This is a genomic window from Micromonospora sp. WMMD735 (genome assembly GCF_049178995.1).
Lineage (GTDB): Bacteria > Actinomycetota > Actinomycetes > Mycobacteriales > Micromonosporaceae > Micromonospora > Micromonospora wenchangensis.
On the sequence record NZ_JBMHMJ010000002.1, the window covers coordinates 5,458,551 to 5,477,024 of the forward strand.

Annotated in this window: 17 protein-coding genes; 10 read left to right on the forward strand and 7 right to left on the reverse strand. The window is 73.4% G+C overall.

Translation table 11 applies throughout. The annotated features are described in order from the left end of the window. The first annotated feature begins 37 nt into the window (after positions 1-37). Both ACN268_RS23790 and ACN268_RS23795 read left to right on the forward strand, forming a co-directional pair. On the forward strand, positions 38-613 hold the full coding sequence (locus ACN268_RS23790) for a carboxymuconolactone decarboxylase family protein (protein ID WP_363650074.1): 576 nt from the start codon (positions 38-40) through the stop codon (positions 611-613). A 235-nt stretch (positions 614-848) separates the two neighbouring features. Next, positions 849-1,205, forward strand: coding sequence for a ribbon-helix-helix protein, CopG family (locus ACN268_RS23795; protein WP_363650076.1), 357 nt, complete (start codon positions 849-851; stop codon positions 1,203-1,205). 71 nt (positions 1,206-1,276) lie between these two features. Here the strand turns inward: ACN268_RS23795 and ACN268_RS23800 are convergent, their stop codons facing one another. Next, positions 1,277-1,702 (reverse strand): alpha/beta fold hydrolase, encoded by a 426-nt coding sequence (locus ACN268_RS23800; protein WP_421485067.1) that lies wholly within the window; start codon positions 1,700-1,702, stop codon positions 1,277-1,279. A 367-nt stretch (positions 1,703-2,069) separates the two neighbouring features. Here ACN268_RS23800 and ACN268_RS23805 point away from each other — a divergent pair, with 367 nt between their 5' ends. Then, the gene (locus tag ACN268_RS23805; protein WP_363790585.1) at positions 2,070-3,530 is read left to right on the forward strand and encodes a menaquinone biosynthesis decarboxylase; all 1,461 of its coding nucleotides are present in this window, start codon (positions 2,070-2,072) and stop codon (positions 3,528-3,530) included. After that, on the forward strand, positions 3,530-4,441 hold the full coding sequence (gene mqnP / locus ACN268_RS23810; protein ID WP_421485068.1) for a menaquinone biosynthesis prenyltransferase MqnP: 912 nt from the start codon (positions 3,530-3,532) through the stop codon (positions 4,439-4,441). Before ACN268_RS23805 ends, mqnP begins: the two co-directional genes overlap by 1 nt. A 296-nt stretch (positions 4,442-4,737) precedes the next feature. Here mqnP and ACN268_RS23815 read toward each other — a convergent pair whose 3' ends face one another. Continuing rightward, complete coding sequence (locus tag ACN268_RS23815; protein WP_421485069.1) at positions 4,738-5,703, reverse strand: terpene synthase family protein; 966 nt, start codon at positions 5,701-5,703, stop codon at positions 4,738-4,740. Positions 5,704-5,906: 203 nt separating this feature from the next. On the opposite strand from ACN268_RS23815, the gene ACN268_RS23820 reads away from it, so the two are divergent. Beyond that, the gene (locus ACN268_RS23820; protein WP_421485070.1) at positions 5,907-6,533 is read left to right on the forward strand and encodes a UbiX family flavin prenyltransferase; all 627 of its coding nucleotides are present in this window, start codon (positions 5,907-5,909) and stop codon (positions 6,531-6,533) included. Between the two features lie 253 nt (positions 6,534-6,786). On the opposite strand, the gene ACN268_RS23825 is transcribed toward ACN268_RS23820, so the two are convergent. Further along, positions 6,787-7,053 (reverse strand): BldC family transcriptional regulator, encoded by a 267-nt coding sequence (locus ACN268_RS23825; RefSeq protein ID WP_334452084.1) that lies wholly within the window; start codon positions 7,051-7,053, stop codon positions 6,787-6,789. A gap of 268 nt (positions 7,054-7,321) precedes the next feature. Between ACN268_RS23825 and ACN268_RS23830 the strand changes: the two genes are divergently transcribed. From ACN268_RS23830 to ACN268_RS23840, 3 genes are all read left to right on the forward strand, one after another. Beyond that, positions 7,322-7,780 (forward strand): Lrp/AsnC family transcriptional regulator, encoded by a 459-nt coding sequence (locus ACN268_RS23830; RefSeq protein ID WP_088642067.1) that lies wholly within the window; start codon positions 7,322-7,324, stop codon positions 7,778-7,780. Positions 7,781-7,859: 79 nt separating this feature from the next. Beyond that, positions 7,860-8,678, forward strand: coding sequence for an SDR family NAD(P)-dependent oxidoreductase (locus tag ACN268_RS23835; RefSeq protein WP_421485071.1), 819 nt, complete (start codon positions 7,860-7,862; stop codon positions 8,676-8,678). Between the two features lie 22 nt (positions 8,679-8,700). Further along, positions 8,701-9,792, forward strand: a complete 1,092-nt coding sequence (locus ACN268_RS23840) for a PLP-dependent cysteine synthase family protein (RefSeq protein WP_302739960.1) — start codon at positions 8,701-8,703, stop codon at positions 9,790-9,792. A 55-nt stretch (positions 9,793-9,847) separates the two neighbouring features. Here ACN268_RS23840 and ACN268_RS23845 read toward each other — a convergent pair whose 3' ends face one another. The 4 genes from ACN268_RS23845 to ACN268_RS23860 all read right to left on the reverse strand — a co-directional run bounded on the left by ACN268_RS23845 (position 9,848) and on the right by ACN268_RS23860 (position 16,424). Further along, a complete protein-coding gene (locus tag ACN268_RS23845; protein WP_421485072.1) occupies positions 9,848-10,468 on the reverse strand; it encodes a putative glycolipid-binding domain-containing protein in 621 nt (206 codons plus the stop codon). Between the two features lie 128 nt (positions 10,469-10,596). After that, entirely contained in the window at positions 10,597-12,618 is a 2,022-nt protein-coding gene (locus ACN268_RS23850; RefSeq protein WP_421485073.1) for a DEAD/DEAH box helicase, read from the reverse strand. A gap of 242 nt (positions 12,619-12,860) precedes the next feature. Next, entirely contained in the window at positions 12,861-14,720 is a 1,860-nt protein-coding gene (locus tag ACN268_RS23855) for a hypothetical protein (protein ID WP_421485074.1), read from the reverse strand. Positions 14,721-14,852: 132 nt separating this feature from the next. Further along, entirely contained in the window at positions 14,853-16,424 is a 1,572-nt protein-coding gene (locus ACN268_RS23860) for an NlpC/P60 family protein (protein WP_421485075.1), read from the reverse strand. 247 nt (positions 16,425-16,671) lie between these two features. On the opposite strand from ACN268_RS23860, the gene mqnE reads away from it, so the two are divergent. Together mqnE and ACN268_RS23870 are read left to right on the forward strand one after the other, a co-directional pair. Next, positions 16,672-17,841 carry an aminofutalosine synthase MqnE gene (gene mqnE, locus ACN268_RS23865; protein WP_421485076.1) on the forward strand — a complete coding sequence of 390 codons (1,170 nt, stop codon included), beginning with the start codon at positions 16,672-16,674 and terminating at the stop codon, positions 17,839-17,841. 23 nt (positions 17,842-17,864) lie between these two features. Further along, a complete protein-coding gene (locus ACN268_RS23870; RefSeq protein WP_204925743.1) occupies positions 17,865-18,305 on the forward strand; it encodes a hypothetical protein in 441 nt (146 codons plus the stop codon). Positions 18,306-18,474 lie beyond the last annotated feature (169 nt).

The window sequence follows — 18,474 nt, forward strand, 5'->3', positions numbered from 1 at the left end:
TGGTTTACTGTTTCGACAACCACGTTGACTATCGTACGTGAGGGGTACCGTCATGTCCCGACCCGGCTTCACCACGCACACCCTCGACACCGCGCCCGACGCCGCCCGGCCGACCATGGCCGGCGTGCAGCGGAAACTCGGCCACCTGCCCGGCGCGGTCGGGCTGATGGCCGAATCGCCCGAGCTGCTCAGGGGGTTCCTGACCGCCTCCGCGACCTTCGAGGCCACCGACCTCGCACCAGTCGAACGGGAGGTGGTGGTGCTGACGGTCGCCACCCGCAACCGGTGCCACCTCTGCGTGGCGATGCACACCGCCACCCTGACCCGACTCGGTGCCGCCGCTGAACTGGTCACCGCGCTGCGCGACGGCACCGACCTGCCCGAACCCCGGCTGGCGGCGCTGCGCCGGTTCACCCTCGCCGTCCTCGACCACGCCGGCGACGTGCCGGACGACGAGTTGACCGCCTTCCTCGACGCCGGCTACCGGCCCCGGCACGCCCTGGACGTGGTGCTCGGGGTCGGGACGTACACCATCTCGACCCTCGCCAACCGGCTCTCCCGGGCCCCGCTCGACCCGCCCCTGGCCGCGTACGCCTGGGAGCCGGTGGCCTGACCGCAGTGATCCTGAGCGGTCGTATTACAACGTGTTACGCGTGAGAGGTATCGGATGGCGAGTATGTCTGGACCGACGAAGGTCTGGACAACGCCAGCCGCAACGGTTTCGGCGCCGACAGTGGTCGAGTGATCGCCGCACTGTGTGACCGCATCGGTGCGACGAGCACATACAAGATCATCGGGGCTCGGGCCCTGCGTGGCGCAGACCTCGACGAATGGAGGAGGCGAGTCCTTTGACCGAGCCGGACTTTGAGCGGATGACCAAAGACGAGGTCGTGGCATGGTTCCAGCACACCGACAGCCTGGCGCCGGTCATCAGGTCCATGACGGCGACGCCAGCCTCCGGCACCGCACCTGAGACACCGATGGCGCTGGTCAGCACCCGGCTGCCGGTGGCGCTGGTGAAGCAACTCGACCGCCTCGCCGAGCAGACCGCAGTCCGTCGCTCTGACATCATCCGCGACACTCTGACCAGGTACGTCACCACCCGCACCGAGCCGGTGAGCCACGCAGAAGCCGAACACGCCCTCGACGTGCTGCGCCGTATCGTCACCGCCCGCACCGCCGAAGGCCGGACGGAGACGGCATAACCCTTCGACGAACGCCTCCGCCCCATCGCCGACATCTCTGGGTCGACCTGATCTCGCCAGACCGAGGGCTGTCAGTCGTGCAGGAAGGGGAGCAGGAGGGCGGTCAGCTCGGCGGGGCGCTCCTCGAACAGCCAGTGGCCGCTGTCGGTGACCACCTGGCCGTCGACCGTGCGGGCGTAGCGGCGTACCTGGTCGGCGACCTGGCCGCCGAGGCTGGCCGCCGCGCCGACGGCCAGCACCGGCATCGGCAACGGGCTCTTCCGGTACGCGGTGTTGTCCTTGACGTCCTGCGCGAAGGCCCGGAAATAGTTGAAGCTGGCCCGCAGGTGGGCCGGGTCGCTCAGGTGCCGGGCGTACTCCTCGATGTCGTCCGGGCCGATGCTGCCCTTGTGCACCATGATCGAGTCGGTGAAGCGGTCCACCCAGCGTGCCTCCCGGCCGGTGACCAGTTCCTCCGGCAGGCCGTTGGTGAGGCTGAAGAAGCCGAAGTTCCACACCGCCGGCCCGGCCCGTGCAGCAGCACCAGGGTCGGCCCGCGACCGCCCCGGACGTAGTGACCGTCACGTCACCGACCTGCGCCCGCTGCTCGGCGAACCCCGCTGGAACCCGTCCGTCGCCCATCCCCGGCCCCGTCCCGACGTCGACGCCCGGCACCCGCCCCACCGTCACCCGTGCAACGAGCAACTGTCGGCGGGAGAGACGCCGGTGGACGCTGGCCGCCATGAGGGCCGTCCCTCCGCGTGTCTCTGAGCGTGGCGGCCGGCCGCCCGCGCGGGGAGGCGTTCCGGTCCGGGTGGGCAGGCGCACACCGCCGGGGCGTACCCGGCGTGGGCGCTGCCGTCGGGGGTGCGGGAGACTGGCCGTATGGCGGCTCGTGGCTTCCCGTACACCGATCTCAAGGACTTCCTCGCGGCGCTGGAGCGCGCGGGCGAGCTGCGGCGGGTGACCGTCCCGGTGGACCCCACGCTGGAGATCAGCGAGGTGGTCACCCGGACGGTCCGGGCCGGCGGGCCGGCGCTGCTGTTCGAGCGGCCCACCCGGGGCGAGATGCCGGTGGCGATCAACCTGTTCGGGACCGAGAAGCGGATGGCGATGGCGCTCGGCGTCGGATCGCTCGACGAGATCGGCGACCGGATCGGCGCGTTGATCAAGCCGGAGCTGCCGGTCGGCTGGTCCGGCATCCGCGAGGGGCTGGGCAAGGTCATGCAGCTCAAGTCGGTGCCGCCGCGCAAGGTCAAGACCGCCCCCTGCCAGGAGGTGGTCTACTCCGGCGACGACGTCGACCTCGACCGGTTGCCCGGCCTCCAGGTCTGGCCCGGCGACGGCGGGATCTTCCACAACTACGGGCTGACCCACACCAAGCATCCGGAAACGGGCAAGCGCAACCTGGGGCTCTACCGCCTCCAGCAGCACTCCCGCAACACGCTCGGCATGCACTGGCAGATCCACAAGGACTCCACCGCCCACCACGCGGTCGCCGAACGGCTCGGCCAACGCCTGCCGGTCGCCATCGCCATCGGCTGCGACCCGGTGGTCAGCTACGCCGCGTCCGCGCCGCTCCCCGGTGACATCGACGAATACCTGTTCGCCGGGTTCCTGCGCGGCGAACGGGTCGAGATGGTCGACTGCCTGACCGTCCCGTTGCAGGTGCCGGCGCACGCGCAGATCGTGCTGGAGGGCTACCTGGAACCCGGTGAGCGGCTGCCCGAGGGGCCGTTCGGCGACCACACCGGCTTCTACACGCCGGTCGAGCCGTTCCCGGTGCTGCACGTCGAGACGATGACCATGCAGCGCAACCCGGTCTACCACTCGATCGTCACGTCCAAGCCGCCCCAGGAGGACCACGGCCTCGGCAAGGCCACCGAGCGGATCTTCCAGCCGCTGCTCAAGCTGCTGATCCCGGACATCGTCGACTACGACCTGCCGGCCGCCGGGGTGTTCCACAACTGCGCGATCGTGTCGATCAACAAGCGCTACCCCAAGCACGCGCAGAAGGTCATGAACGCCATCTGGGGCGCGCACCTGATGTCGCTGACCAAGCTGATCGTGATCGTCGACGCCGACTGCGACGTGCACGACTACAACGAGGTCGCGTTCCGCGCCTTCGGCAACGTCGACTACGCCCGCGACCTGCTGCTCACCGAGGGCCCCGTGGACCACCTCGACCACGCCTCCTACCAGCAGTTCTGGGGCGGCAAGGTCGGCGTCGACGCCACCCGCAAGCTGCCCGCCGAGGGCTACACCCGGGGCTGGCCGGAGGAGATGACCATGTCGCCGGAGGTCACCTCGCTGGTCGACAAGCGCTGGAAGGAGTACGGGCTCTGATGGCCACCGCCGTCCACCCGGCCGCCCGCCCCGGCCGGGTCAAGTCCTTCCTCAAGCTCGTCGCGATCGAGCACTCCGTCTTCGCGCTGCCGTTCGCGTACCTGTCGGCGCTGACCGCGATGCAGGTCAACGGCGGTCGGGTGCGTTGGCTCGACCTGTTGCTGATCACCGTGGCGATGGTCGGCGCACGGACGTTCGCCATGGCCGCCAACCGCATCCTCGACCGGCGGATCGACGCGCGTAACCCGCGTACCGCCGGGCGGGAACTGGTCACCGGGGCGGTGAGCGTGCGGACGGCCTGGACCGGCGCGGCCGTCGCCCTGGTGGTCTTCCTCGCCGCCGCCGCCCTGCTCAACCCGCTCTGCCTGGTGCTCGCCCCGCTCGCCGTCATCCCGCTGGTCGTCTACCCCTACGGCAAGCGGTTCACCGACTGGCCACACGCCATCCTGGCGGTCGCCCAGGCGGTCGGCCCGGTCGGCGCCTGGCTCGCCGTCACCGGTACCTTCGCCGGCTCGGGGCCGGCCTGGCTGCTCGGCGCGGCCGTCGGCCTGTGGATCGGCGGCTTCGACCTGATCTACGCCTGTCAGGACGACGAGGTCGACCGTCAGATCGGCGTACGCAGCGTCCCCGCCCGCTACGGCCGGCGCTTCGCCCTGCACGCCTCCACCGTGGCGCACGTGGTGACGTTCGTGCTGTTCATCTGGTTCGGTGCGCTGGTCGGCTTCGGCTGGCCGTGGTGGATCGGGTTGACGTTCACCGCGGTCGCCTTCGGCTACCAGCACGTGGTGGTCACCCCGACCGACCTGAGCCGGGTCAACCGGGCCTTCTTCACCGCCAACGGTTTCGTCGGCATCGCCCTGTTCGTCTTCGCCCTGCTCGACCTGGTGATCCGCCTCGACCTCGCCGCCTGACCCCGCTCCTAGCTCACCCTGCGCCCGGCACTGCACCCCGCAGTGTCCTGCACCCGCGCGCGGCGCTGCACCACGCGGTGTCCTGCACCCCGCCGCCGGCGTTGTCCTGCTCTGCGTCCCGCCCGCCCCTGTCCTGCGCCCCTTGCTCCGCCTCTGTCCTGCCTGCCGTCCTCGGTGATCAAGAGGTTTGCGTCAGGTGATCAAGAAGTTTGCGTCAATTTTGATCTTCAAGTTGACGCAAACCTCTTGATCACCGGGGCAGGCCGGGGCAGGGCAGGGGCGGGGGGCGTCGGGTGTCAGGGGTGGGGGTGGACGGGGTAGCGGGCGCTTTCCAGGGTCCAGTCGATGGTGCCCCGGACGGCGTTCGCGATGCCGTCGAGGTGGGCGGCGACGGAGCCGTCCAGCGCCGGGCCGAACGACGGGACGGCGGCGCACTGCGCCTGGAACCGGGTCATCGTGTCCCGCCAGCGGTCGGCGACCAGCTCGGCAGCCCGCTCCACCGGCACGTCCCGCTCGTCGGCGAGTGCCAGCACCAGATTGTGCCCGCCGGAGGTGGTCCGGTCCCGTTCCATCGAGGCGAGGTCGTTGTACCAGGAGAGCAGGTCGTTGCCGAGTTCACCGATCCCGCGCAGCAGCGGATGGTGGTAGACCGCGTCCGGCAGCGCCCGGCCGCCGACGAACTCGATCAGGGGATACGACACGTACGCCGCCGAGGTGGCCCGGCGCAACGCGACGTACTCGGCCACGCCGGGTGTCCGGCCGCTCTCCTTCGCCACCGCCTCCCGCCAGTTGCCGTCCAGGTGGTCACCGACCGCGTCGGCGAACCGCAGCCGCCAGCGGGCCGGCATCCGGCGGCGGGGCATCCGCCACGCCTCGACCAGCAGCCGGCGCAGCGGCCCCCCGAACCCCGGGTGCCGCCGGCGGGGACCGTCGTGCAGCAGGGTCAGCGTCCCGCGGCGCAGCGCCCGGATCTGCTCCGACGGTAGCCGGTCCGGCCCGTCGCAGGCGTCGTCGACCAGGAAGAACCAGGTGAACAGGGCCGACACGGTACGCAGATCCGGCTCGCTGGCGTCGGGGTAGAGGCGGCCCGCGTACCTGGCGAAGCCGGCCCGGTCGAGCCGGTGCAACGCCTCGGCACCCAACGGCAGACCCAGCCGGGGCAGCAGCTCCAGCAACCACTCCTGCACCCCGTCGGCGTACGGGGAGAGCCGGGGTGGGATCGGGCACGCCGACCGTAACGACCAGAGGATCTCGTCGACCATTACCGATGTCTCCCCCGTACCGTGTGGATCATTCGTCCGCAGCATCGCAGGTCCAGCGTCGACGTGCCGTCCGGGCCTGCGGTGGGAGGCCCGGACCACCGGTACGGCGACGGTGGGTCGACCGGCCGGTACCGCACCGTGCTGGCAGGGGCGATTGCGGGGGTGGGCGTCGGCGGTCGGCGTACACCAGGCAGGCTGGGCGTATGCGCGAACCATGGGTGGTGGGGGTTTCCGGGGCGTCCGGCACCCCCTACGCGGCGGCCGTCGTCCGGGGCCTGCTCGACGCCGGGCATCCGGTGGACCTGATCGTGTCCCGGGCCGCCCGGTTGACCGTCCTCGACGAGACCGGCCGGCCGTTCCGGGACGGTCACTGGGCCGAGGACCTCGCCGGCTGGCTGGGCCGGGACCTGACCGACGACGACGTGCGGCACTGGCCGGCCGGCGACATCGCCGCCGGCCCGAGCAGCGGCTCCTACCGGGTACGCGGCATGGCGGTCGTGCCGGCCAGCACGGCGGCCTGCGCCGGCATCGCCATCGGCCTGTCGAAGGACCTGCTGCAACGCGCCGCCGAGGTCAACCTCAAGGAACGACGCCCGGTGGTGCTGGTGCCCCGGGAGACCCCGGTGACCCGCAGCCACCTGGAGCACCTGATCGCGTTGCACGACGCTGGCGCGGTGGTGCTGCCGGCCAGCCCCGGCTTCTACGGCGCGGGCGCGTCCGCCACCGCGCAGCAACTGGTCGACTTCGTCGCCGGCAAGGTGCTGGACGCCCTGGGCGTGCCGCACACCCTGTTCCGCCGCTGGTCGGGCGAGTTGGCCGCCGACCGCTGACCACCACGGCCACCGCCGTTGTGTCCGGACGTGTGTGCCCGACCGCCGTCGCCAATCGGGGCGAGTGCCCGGCCGGGCCACAACGGGTCAGCCGGGCCGCAATGGTCAGCCGGGCCGCAACGGTCAGCGGAGCCACGTCAGCCGAGCCACGGGGTCAGCCGGGCCGCAACGGTCAGTCCCGGCGGGTCCGCCGCCCGTTCAGTCGGCGGCGGGCCGGACCTTTCGGCCGGCCCGCGCGTCCGTCTCGCACCATTCAGTACATCCCGGCATTGGCCGGACCCGGCCCGGTCGAGGCGGCCGGGCCCACGTTACGTGGCTTGCCCATGTCTTCCGCCTCGTCCAACATGCCCTCCCCTTCCAGCAGGGCCCGCACCTCGGATTCCCGAAACCGGCGATGCCCGCCTGGAGTCCGGATGCTGCCTATCCGGCCGGCCGCCGCCCACCGCGTCACAGTCTTCGGGTCCACCCGAAACAGTGCGGCGACCTCACCCGGTGTCAGCAGGCGATCTCCAGTGTCCACAGCCCCCTCCTCGCGTCGACGAAGCCCTCGGCTGAACACACTGCCCCCGGCCGGTGCGAGCCCAGAGCCGTCATGAGGGACGTATGGCAATTACAGCACCAGCGAACTGGCCTGTCCGCCAAACGCGAAAAACGCACGGAGTGGGAAGTTAGTAAATGGTACCGGCGCGGGACTCCCTTGACCGTCGGTCTGCGAACTGTCACCTGCTGTCAGATCCAACGGATGCCGGTCGCCGGACGTTACGCCCCAACGGATAGGCTCACCCTCCGTGGACGCGATCGACCGGAGCCTCGTCGAACTACTGCGCGGTAACGCCCGCCTGTCGTACGCCGAGCTGGCCCGGCAGGTCGGCCTCTCCGCGCCGGCCGTGCACGAACGGGTCGGCAAGCTGGAGTCGAGCGGCGTCATCCGGGCCTACCGGGCCGAGGTCGAGCCGGAGGCGATCGGCCTCGGCGTGACCGCGCTCATCGGCATCGTCGAGGACTCCGGCGGGGACACCGACGACGTGCTGGAGACGTTCCGGCAGATGCCCGAGATCGAGTCCTGCTACTTCATGGCCGGCGTCGAATCCTTCCTGCTCAAGGCTCGGGTGGGCACCATCGCCGAGCTGGAACAGCTGATCGTGCGGCTGAGCCGTACCCCCGGGGTGGCCTCCACCCGCACCGGCATCGCCCTGTCGACCAAGTGGGAGAACCGGCCCCAGCCGATCGAGCCGCCGGCCTCCTGACCGGCCGACCGACGCTGGTGCGGGCAGGGCTGGTGCGGGCGGGCTGGTGCGGGCGGGGCGACGGCGATACCTTGCGCCGATGACGCCCACCACCGCCGTGGTGACCGGGGCGGCGGGTGGGCTCGGCCGGGCCGTCGCCGCCGCATTGCACGCCGACGGCTGGACCGTACTCCTGACCGACCTGGACCCCGACGCGGTCGCGCTCGCCGCCGGGCCGCTCGGCGGATGGTCCCGGGCGCTGGACGTCCGCGACCCGGCCGCCTGCGCCGCCGTGGCCACCGAGGCGGCCGGTCGCGGCGGGCTCGGGCTGTGGGTGAACAACGCCGGCATCCTGGTCACCGGCCCGTCCTGGACGCAGGACCCGGCCACCCGACGGCAGGTGGTCGAGGTCAACGCGCTCGGCGCGATGAACGGCACCCTCGCCGCCCTCGACGTGATGCGCGCCCAGCGGCACGGGCACGTGCTCAACGTCGTCTCCCTGGCCGGGCTGGTCGCCGCCCCCGGCGAAACCGTCTACGCGGCCAGCAAGCACGCGCTGCTCGCGTTCAGCATCGGCACCCTCGCCGACCTGCGGACGGCCGGGCTGCGTGACGTACACGTCTCCTGCCTCTGCCCGGACGGCATCTGGACGCCGATGCTGCACGACCGGCTGGACGACGACGGCGCGGTGGCCTCCTTCACCGGCACCCTGCTGCGCCCGGAACGGGTCGCGGCCCGGGTCGCCCGGCTCGCCCGCCGCCCCCGGCCGGTGGTCAGCCTGCCCCGCTGGCGGGGTGCCCAGGTACGCCTGCTGGACGCCTTCCCCCGGCTGGCGCTGGCGCTGCTCCCGGTGATCCGGGTGGCGGGCCGGGCAGGGCAGCGCCGGCAACGACGCCGGGCCGGCCCGAACCCGAGCTGACCTCGCTTGTACCGTTGCCGACGTGACTCATCTCGACCGGTGCGACGAGGCCAGCCGGGTGTGGGTGACCGAGGCGATCGCCGCCGTGGAGGCCGACGCCAACCGGTCCGCCGACACCCACCTGCTGCCGTTCCCGCTGCCCCGGCAGTGGGGGATCGACCTCTATCTCAAGGACGAGTCGGTGCACCCCACCGGCTCGCTCAAGCACCGGCTGGCCCGCTCGCTGTTCCTCTACGGGCTCTGCAACGGCTGGATCGGGCCGGCGACCACGGTGATCGAGGCGTCGTCCGGCTCGACGGCGGTCTCCGAGGCGTACTTCGCCCGGATGCTCGGGCTGCCGTTCGTCGCCGTGATGCCCGCCTCCACCTCACCCGAGAAGATCGCCCAGATCGAGTTCCACGGCGGGCGCTGCCACCTGGTCGACGACCCGGCCAAGGTGGTGGTCGAGGCGCGGTGGCTCGCCGAGGACAGCGGCGGGCACTTCATGGACCAGTTCACCTACGCCGAACGGGCCACCGACTGGCGGGGCAACAACAACATCGCCGAGTCGATCTACGCCCAGCTCTCCCTGGAACGGCACCCCGTGCCCGCCTGGATCGTGGTCGGCGCCGGCACCGGCGGCACCAGCGCCACCATCGGCCGGTACGCCCGCTACCAGCGGCTGCCCACCAAACTCTGCGTGGTCGACCCGGAGAACTCGGCGTTCTACCCGGCGTGGCAGGCCGCCGACTGGTCGGTACGCACCGGCCGGGGCTCGCGAATCGAGGGGATCGGCCGGCCCACCGTCGAGGCGTCCTTCCTGCCCTCGGTGGTCGACCGGATGACCCAGGTGCCCGACGCCGCCTCGCTGGCCGCCATGCGGGCCGGCTCGGCGGTGCTCGGCCGGCGGGTCGGTGGCTCCACCGGCACCAACCTGTGGGGGGCGTTCGGGCTGATCGCCGAACTGCTCGCGCAGGGGCGGCCCGGCTCGGTGGTGACGCTGATCTGCGACGCCGGGGACCGGTACGCCGACACCTACTACGACGACGACTGGGTGGCCGCGCAGGGCCTCGACCTCGCCCCGCACCTGGCCACCATCGACCGGTTCCTCAGCACCGGGAGCTGGCCCGGCTGACCCCCGGAGCCGGGCCGGCTGACCCCGGCGCGGCCGTGCCCGCCCGGTTCCGCCGTCAGCCCAGGTCGGCCCGGTCGGCCAGCCCGGGGTAGTGCCGGACCAGCCCCTCGCCGTCCACCTCCAGCTCGGTGCGGAAGGTGTCGCTGGCGAACCCCACCCGCCCCGGACCGAGCGCGGTGTAGACCTGCTCGCCGGTTACCACCTCCAGGCTGGGCACCAGCACCCACGCCACGGTGATCCGGTGCTCGGTGCTGGACGTGGCCCCCACCAGCCCCAGCCGACGGATCGGCAGGCTGTTGAACAGGGCCGAGCCGCCCAGGTCGACGTCGAGCGCCGCGTGCAGCCGGTCGGTGTCCTCGATGCCGGGCAACCCGGCCGGTGGCTGGCCGGCCGCCCGCAGCGCCGCGTCCAGGTCACCCTGCTCGCCGGTGCGCACCCGCCACCCGTCCGCGCCACGTTCCAGCCGTACGCTCCGCGACCAGCCGGCCCCCTCCACCTCCACGGCGAGCGAGGTGGTGGCCCCGTCCGAGCCGGTCTCCAACCGGTAGCGGCAGGTGTAGGGGACCGGGTCGACGGCCAGTTGGGTGCCGTGCGCGGCGAATCCGGCCCCGTCGTCGAGGACGGCGTGCTCGGTCCCGGCGGTGTCGGTCCGGCTCCAGAAAAGTGACCTCGGCATGGTCCGGACGTTACGCCAGCAGGGCGTCGACGGCAGCGCATGCGCGAACGCCGCCCCGGAACCGGTGCTCCGGGGCGGCGTCGGAAAACCTCGGGGATCGTGGCCGGGACGGCCCGCTCCCGATCCGATCAGTGGGTACGCGCCGGCGGGCGGCCGCCGAAACCCCGCCGGTCGTCGCGCGGCCGGTCGTCCCGGACCCGTCCCTCGGTGCGGAACCCGCCCCGACGGTCGGTGCCACGCGACTCGCCGCCGCCGAACCGGCGCTCACCGGACCGCTGCTCGCCCCGGGCGTCCCGGTCGCCGAAGCGTGGCTCACTGCGCTCGCCGAAGCGTCGGTCGCCGTAACCCCGGTCGCCGCGGTCGCCGTAGCTCCGGTCGGTCCGGGGACGCTCCGCGTAGCCGCGCTCGCCGCTCGGCCGCTCGCGGTGACCGCCGCCGGTCCGCTCGCCGAAGCCCTGCCCACCGAAGCCCTGCCCGCCGCCGGTCCGCTCGCCGTAGCCGGGCCCGCCGGTGGGGCGGTCGCGGTAGCCCCGGTCGCCACCGGTCCGGTCACCGTGATCGCGGTAGCCGCCGGTGCGGTCGCGGTAGCCCCGGTCGCCGCTCCCGGTCCGGTCGCCGTAGCCCCGGTCGCCGGTGGGGCGGTCGTCCCGGGCGGCGCGGTCACCGTACGGCCGGTCGCCGTAGCGGCGGTCCCCGGTCGGCCGGTCGCCACCCTGGCCGCCGTAGCTCCGCTCCCGGGCCGGGCGTTCCCCGCCGTAGCTGCCGCTCGGCCGTTCCCCGCCGTAGCCGCCGCGGCCGTCCCGGCTGCCGCCGTGGCCCCGGTCGCCGCCGTAGCCCCGGGCGTCCCGGTCGCCGAAGCGGCGCGGGCGGTCGCCGTGCCGGCGCGGCTCGGGCTCCTCGCGGACCGGGACACCGCTGGGCTCGCGGGCACCGGTCAGCTCGGTGAGCACCGCGTCGCCGGCCCGCACCCGGGTCTCGGCCGGCTCCACGCCGGCCTTCTCCAGCATCGCCAGCGTGGTCCGCCGCTGCTTGGGCAGCACCAGCGTGGCCACCGCGCCGGACTCGCCGGCCCGCGCGGTGCGCCCCGCCCGGTGCAGGTAGTCCTTCGGGTCCTTCGGCGGGTCGATGTGCAGCACCAGGGACACCCCGTCGACGTGGATGCCCCGGGCCGCCACGTCGGTGGCGACCAGCACGTCCATCCGTCCCTCGCGGAACTCGGCGAGGGTCTTGGTACGCATCCGCTGGGTCTTGCCGCCGTGCAGCCCACCGGCCCGTACGCCCACCGCGCCGAGCTGTTCCACCAGCCGGTCGACACCGAGCTGGGTACGGGCGAAGAGCATTGTCCGGCCGGACCGGGCCGCGATCGACGCCGCCACGGCGAACTTGTCGTGCGGCGGGATCAGCAGCAGGTGGTGGTCCATCGTGGACACCGAGGCGGTCGACGGCGCGGTGGAGTGCGTCACCGGGTCGGTCATGAACCGCTTGACCAGGGCGTCGACGTCACCGTCCAACGTGGCCGAGAACAGCAGCCGCTGGGCGCCCGCCGGGGTCTTGGCGAGCAGCTCGGTGACCTCGGGAAGGAAGCCCATGTCGGCCATCTGGTCGGCCTCGTCGAGGACGGTCACCTCGACGTCGTCCAGGACGCAGACACCCCGGTTGATCAGGTCACCGAGCCGGCCCGGAGTGGCCACGACGATCTCGACGCCCCGCCGCAGCGCGTCGATCTGCCGGTCGTACGGCACGCCGCCGACGGCGGTCTTGAGGAAGATCCCGACGGCCTTGCCCAGCGGCAGCAGCGCGTCGTTGACCTGCATCGCCAGTTCGCGGGTGGGGACGAGGACCAGGGCGCGCGGGTGCAGCGGCCGGGCCCGGTTGAGCTCGGCCAGCCGGGCGACGATCGGCAGGCCGAAGGCGAGGGTCTTGCCGGAGCCGGTCTGGCCCCGGCCGAGGACGTCCCGGCCGGCGAGCGCGTCGGGCAGGGTGGCCCGCTGGATCTCGAACGGGGTGGTGATGCCCTGCCGGGCGAGAGCGTCGACGAGCTGCCGGGGCAGACCCAGGTCGGCGAAGCCGACGGGGGTGGCCGGGGTGACGTCGTCGGTCGGGAGGTCGTGGACGGACGGACTGGTGCCGGGGTCAACGGAGGTGGTCAAGAAATGCCTTTCGAGCGGGGCGCATCTTCGCGATGGCCCGCCGCAGCATGGATACGCCGCCGAATCGCCCGCAAGATCGCCCAGGGGCACGCCACGCGTGCCGGGTCAGTGATCCCGACAAGTGTACGGCGCTCCGGCGACGTCGCCAGTGTGCCCCGAGCCGGTAGTGGGCGGACTCACCCGTTCCGGGCATCCCCCACCTGCCCGGCCGTCCCCTGCACCGGCGTGGCCGACGGCCGGCCTCACTGGGACAGCATGCCGCCGACCAGCCCGTCCATCACGTCGTTGGCGAGCAGGACGACGAGCACACTGATCGCCACCAGCAGCCCCAGCGAGGCGGCCAGCACGATCACCACCCTGGTGGTCCTGGACCTCGGGGCCGGCGTGTCGGACCAGCCCTGGGCCAGGATGTGCCCGGTCAGCGAGCCGGAGTTCTCCACCGGGTTGCCGGCCGGGAAGGCGACCGTGGCGTGCGCAGGGCCGTCGGTGCCGCCGTAGCCGACGCTGGCCAGGTCCGGGCCGCCCTGGTAGGGCGTGCCGGAGGAGGGGCGGGGCGTGCCGCCGGCCGTGCGACGTGGTGCGGACCCGGACGTCGGCCAGGTGGGCAGTGCGGGAGCCGGCACCACCGGCAGCGCCGAGGTCGCGCCGTCGCCCACCGGGTCGGGCACGACCGGGGCCCGGAACGTCGGCATCGCCGAACCGGCTGCCGTGCTGCCTGCCCCCACGTTGCCGGCATCCGTTCGGCCGGTACCCACCGGGGCGGGGGGCGGGGTGGAGGCGGAGGGCGCCGGGGGCGCCGACGTCGGCGGGGCGAAGGCGGAAGGTGCCGGGGATGCAGCGGCCGGTGGGGTGAACGCGGAGGGCGTCTCGAAGGCCGGCGGGGTGAAGCTGGCGGGTGCCGGGGGCGCGGAGGCCGACGGGGTGGGGCTGGCCGGTGCGGAGGGCGTCGCGGCCGGGGGTGCGGAGGTGGGCGGCCGGAAGACGGGGGAGGGCGCGGAAGCCGGGGGTGCCGAGGCCGGGCTGCTGCCGGCCGGGGGTGCCGAGGCGGGTGGGGCGACGGTGCCGCCGGCCGCGGGCACGGTGACGGACGCGCTGGCCCGGAAGGTCGTCGGGGTGGCCGGCACGGCCGGGGGCGGGGGGAACGGGGGCGCCGGCATCGGGCCGGGCGGCGGTGGGGGTGGGGGCACCGCCGGGCCCGGGGGCGGCAGCGGCGGCCCCGGTACGGGCGGGACCGGGCCGGGCGGGACCGGAACGGGACCGGGCAGCGGCGGGACCGGCGAGGGGAACGGGCCGGGGGCGGGCGGCTCGGGAGTGACCGGGCCCGGGGCCGGCTCGGGGGTGGGGGCCGGCAACGGTTCGGGGGCGGGCTCCGGCTCCGGCGTCGGCGGGGTGGGGGGCTGGACCGGCTCCGGGGGCCGCGCGGGCTCGGGTGGCTCCGGGTTGACAGGCGTCGACCGGTACACCCCGGGGGCGGCATCCCCGGGCCGGGTGCCCGCGCCGGCCGCCGCACCCTCCGCCTCGGCGGCGGAGACCCGGCTGAGCCCGGGGACGGAGACGCTGGCCCGTGCCGGGCGGCCGTCCGAGCTGTCGCGTTGTCCGGGAACGGTCGCCGGCCCGACCGGGGCCGGGCTGCCGTCGGCGGGGTCGTCCGGGTCGGATGCCCGGGAGGTCGGGGCGGTGAGCGGGCCACCCGGGGTCGACTTGCCCGGGGTCGGGTCGCCCGGGGTGGAGCCGCCCGGGGTGGAGCCGCCCGGGGTCGGGTCGCCGCTGGCGGAGCCGTCCGGCTCGGGTGTTCGGGAGGCCGGAACGGCCGGCTCGGTGGCCGGGGTGCCGGCCCGGTAGGTGGTCGCGGTCGCCGGCCCCGCCGGCAGGTCGCCGCCCTCGGGCGGGGCGGTCACGGTACGTACGCTGGCCGTGGCGCGGGCCGTGCCGTCGGCGGGCGGGCCGGGCCGGGCCGGGATGCTGGTGACCCGGTCGGGGCCAGGCGGGGCGTCGACGGGTTCCGGGGTGGCCCGCCCGGCGTCGGTGCGGACGGCGGGTTCGGCCGGGTCGGGCACCGGTCCCTGGTCGACGTGCCCCACCGGAACCTCTTGCTCGCCCATGCTCGCCCTCCGCGCACCCTCGCACCCGCGTCCCGCGAACGGTGACCGGATGTGCCTCGTGTCACCGTGCCACATCTCGTCCCGTCGGCACAGCCGGAGTGCCGATGGGACGGTCGCGACGGTGCCGGCCGGTCAGCTCCCGGTGCTCGCCGAGGCACCCGCCGACGCCGGGGCGGACGCCGACCGGCTGCTCTCCACCGCGCCGCTGTCCTCCGGGCTCGGGGTGCCGGAACCGGTGAGGCTCGGTGTCGGGTCGGCGGTCCTGGTCGGCGTGGGGGTCGGCGGCGCGGAGGTGACCGGCGGCCTCGGAGTGGTCGGCGGCTTCGTCGGCCCGGTGGTCGACCCTCCGGTCGGCCGGGGCGTGGGTGTGGTCGGCTTCGGCGACGCCGTGGTGGGCTTCGGCGTGGGGGTGGTGGGCTTCGGCGACGCCGTGGTGGGCTTCGGGGTGGGCGGCGGGGTGACCGGGGCCCCGGGGCTGGTCACCGCGCCGACGACGCGGGTGGAGGCGTAGAGGCTGGACCACCGCACCTGGGAGATCTTGACCACGTCTCCGCTGCGGGGTGCCTGCACCATCCGCCCGTTGCCGATGTACATCGCGACGTGGTGGATGGTCGTCCAGCTGCTACCCGAGGCGAAGAAGAGCAGGTCGCCGGGGAGCAGGGCGCTCTGCGAGACCGTCCGGCCGCGGGTGGCGTAGTACTGGTCGCGGGCGACCCGGGGCAGGTCGTAGTAGCCGGCCGACCGGTAGGCCGCCCACATCAGACCGGAGCAGTCGAACCGGTCCGGGCCCTCGGCCGCCCACAGGTACGGGTCGCCGAGCTGCGCCAGCGCGTACCGCACGGCGGCGAGCGCCTGCGGGCTGGCGTTCAGGCCGCTGCTGCTCTGCCCCTCGACGTACGCCGACCCGAGCTTCTGCTCGGCGGCCTCCTGCTGCTTCTCCAGGGCGATGAGCTGGGCCTGGTTGTCGGCCCGCAGCTTGGCGATCTTGGCATCGTTGTCGCGCAGCGCCTTCTGCACCGCGGCGAACTGTTCCTCGGCGCGCCGGACCCGGTCGGTGGCCGCGGTGACCGCCTGGGCGGCGACCTGCTCGGCCGTACGGGCGCGGGAGAGTTCGCCGGACGCCGCCGTGGTCTCGCCGTCGGCCTGCTCACCCCGGGAGACCCGTTGCAGGACGCTCAGCCCGTGCAGGTCGCGGGCGAACTCGCCGGGCGGCAGGGCGGCGGCGGCCTTGAAGGCGTTCGCGGCGACGGCGTTGGCCTGCTGCTCGGCCACGGTCAGCGCGCCCCGGGCCCGGGTCAGCTCGCTCTGCACGCCGGTGAGCTGCACCCGGGCGTCGTCGCGTTGCTTCTCGAGCTGGAGGAGCTGGTCGGCGAGCTGGCCGTTCTGCGCGGTCAGCGTGTCGATCTGGGACAGCAGCGGGCTGGTCGGCAGGCCGCCGACGGGCAGCGTGGTCGGGTAGCCGGGCTGGCCGGCGGCCGGGTAGCCGGGGGCCGCCGCGCCGGGCAGTTGCAGCGAGCCGGTCGCCACCGGCCGGGAACCGGTGTCCGGGACGGCGTTGGGCAGGGCCGGGTCGGCGTAGACCGGGGTGGCCAGGGCCATCGCGGCGACCGCGCCGAGCAGGGCCGACCAGAGCGCCGGACGCAGCACCGGGGAGATCACCGGAACCCGTCGTCGCTGCCGTCGCCTGTGCCCGCTGTCGACCATTCCGCTCCCTGTGCCGCGTGATGGTGCCACCGCGTGAGGTGGGGCGCGGCGACCCGGAACGCCGCCGGTGTGCGCCGCGTCCCATCCTGTCTTACCGCACCGGGACAACGATGTCGATGCGGTAGCGGCTTGGAGAACCCTGGGAGTGCGGGTGAGGTAGGTCGCTGGCGGTGCCCGTCCTGCCGACCTGTCGGTCGTCCGACGTAGGCTCGATCGGGACCGCAGGTGGAAGGGACGTGGCTTTTCGATGGACGCCGGACTCAAGCGTGAGCTCGAAGAGAAGGTGTACGCGGGGGAGCGACTGACCCGCTCGGACGGGATCGCCCTCTACGAGAGCGACGACCTGACCTGGCTGGGCCGGCTGGCCCACCACCGGCGTACCGAGTTGAACGGCGAACGGGTGATGTTCAACGTCAACCGGCACCTCAACCTGACGAACGTCTGTTCCGCCTCGTGTGCGTACTGCTCGTTCCAGCGCAAGCCGGGCGAGAAGGACGCGTACACGATGCGGATCGAGGAAGCGGTCCGCAAGGCCAAGGAGATGGAGGACGAGCAGCTCACCGAGTTGCACATCGTCAACGGCCTGCACCCCACCCTGCCCTGGCGCTACTACCCCAAGGTGCTGCGCGAGCTGAAGGCGGCGCTGCCCAACGTCAAGCTCAAGTGCTTCACCGCGACCGAGGTGCAGTGGTTCGAGAAGATCAGCGGCCTGTCGGCCGACGAGATCCTCGACGAGCTGATGGACGCCGGCCTGGAGTCGTTGACCGGTGGTGGCGCGGAGATCTTCGACTGGGAGGTCCGCCAGCACATCGTCGACCACAACTGCCACTGGGAGGACTGGTCGCGGATCCACGCGTTGGCCCACGCCAAGGGCATGAAGACGCCGGCGACGATGCTCTACGGCCACATCGAGGAGCCCCGGCACCGGGTCGACCACGTGCTGCGGCTGCGCGAGTTGCAGGACGAGACCGGCGGGTTCGCGGTCTTCATCCCGCTGCGCTACCAGCACGACTTCGTCGACTCGGCGGACGGCAAGATCCGTAACCGGATCCAGGCGCGTACCACGATGGCGTCGCCGGCCGAGTCGCTCAAGACGTTCGCGGTCTCCCGGCTGCTGTTCGACAACGTCCCGCACCTGAAGAACTTCTGGGTGATGCACGGCCTGTCGGTCGCCCAGCTCTCGCTCAACTTCGGCGTGGACGACCTGGACGGCTCGGTCGTCGAATACAAGATCACGCACGACGCCGACTCGTACGGCACCCCGAACACCATGCACCGCGACGACCTGCTCAACCTGATCTGGGACGCCGGTTTCCAGCCGGTGGAGCGGGACACCCGCTACAACGTGGTCCGCGAGTACGACCGGGCGCCGTCACTGGCGTCCCGGCGTGCCGAGCCGCAGCAGGTCTGGGCCTGACCCGGCCGTATGCTCGTCACACCATGACCGGACAGCAGCCGACCGCGCAGCAGCGCAGCGGGTTTCCCCGCCGGGACGCCGAGGGACGCATCCTGACCCTGGGTGACCTGCTCGGGGTGAGCCTGGCCGGTTGGGTGATCGGCGTGCTGGCACTGGTGCTCTTCGACTGGGCGTTCGCCGTGGCCGGCGCGGGTGACTTCGGCCGTACCAACGGCTGGCTGGCGGTGATCCTGCCGGCCTGGCTGTTCTGGGACGACTTCCGGGCCTGGGACTTCGGGGCGGCCCGGGTGGTGGCGGCCCTGTCCGCCGCGGTGGTCGCGGTGCTCGCCGGGCTGCTGGTGGCGGGCCTGGCGTCCGGGCTCGCGCCGCTGCTCACCGGCGGGCTGGCCGCACTCGCGTTCACCGTCGGGTACGCGGTCCTCTGGTTCCAGGGCGTGCACTGGCTGGCTCGACGCACGGGCTGAGCCACCGGTGTCGGAGCCCCGACGCAGAAGCAGGAATGGGGAAAGGCATGAGCGCGAGGAGTGAGCGGGTTGTGCGAGCCCCGCAGTCGCGAGTCGAGGTGGCCCGGTGAGCGCGAGGAGTGAGCGGGTTGTGCGAGCCCCGCAGTCGCGAGTCGAGGTGGCCCGGTGA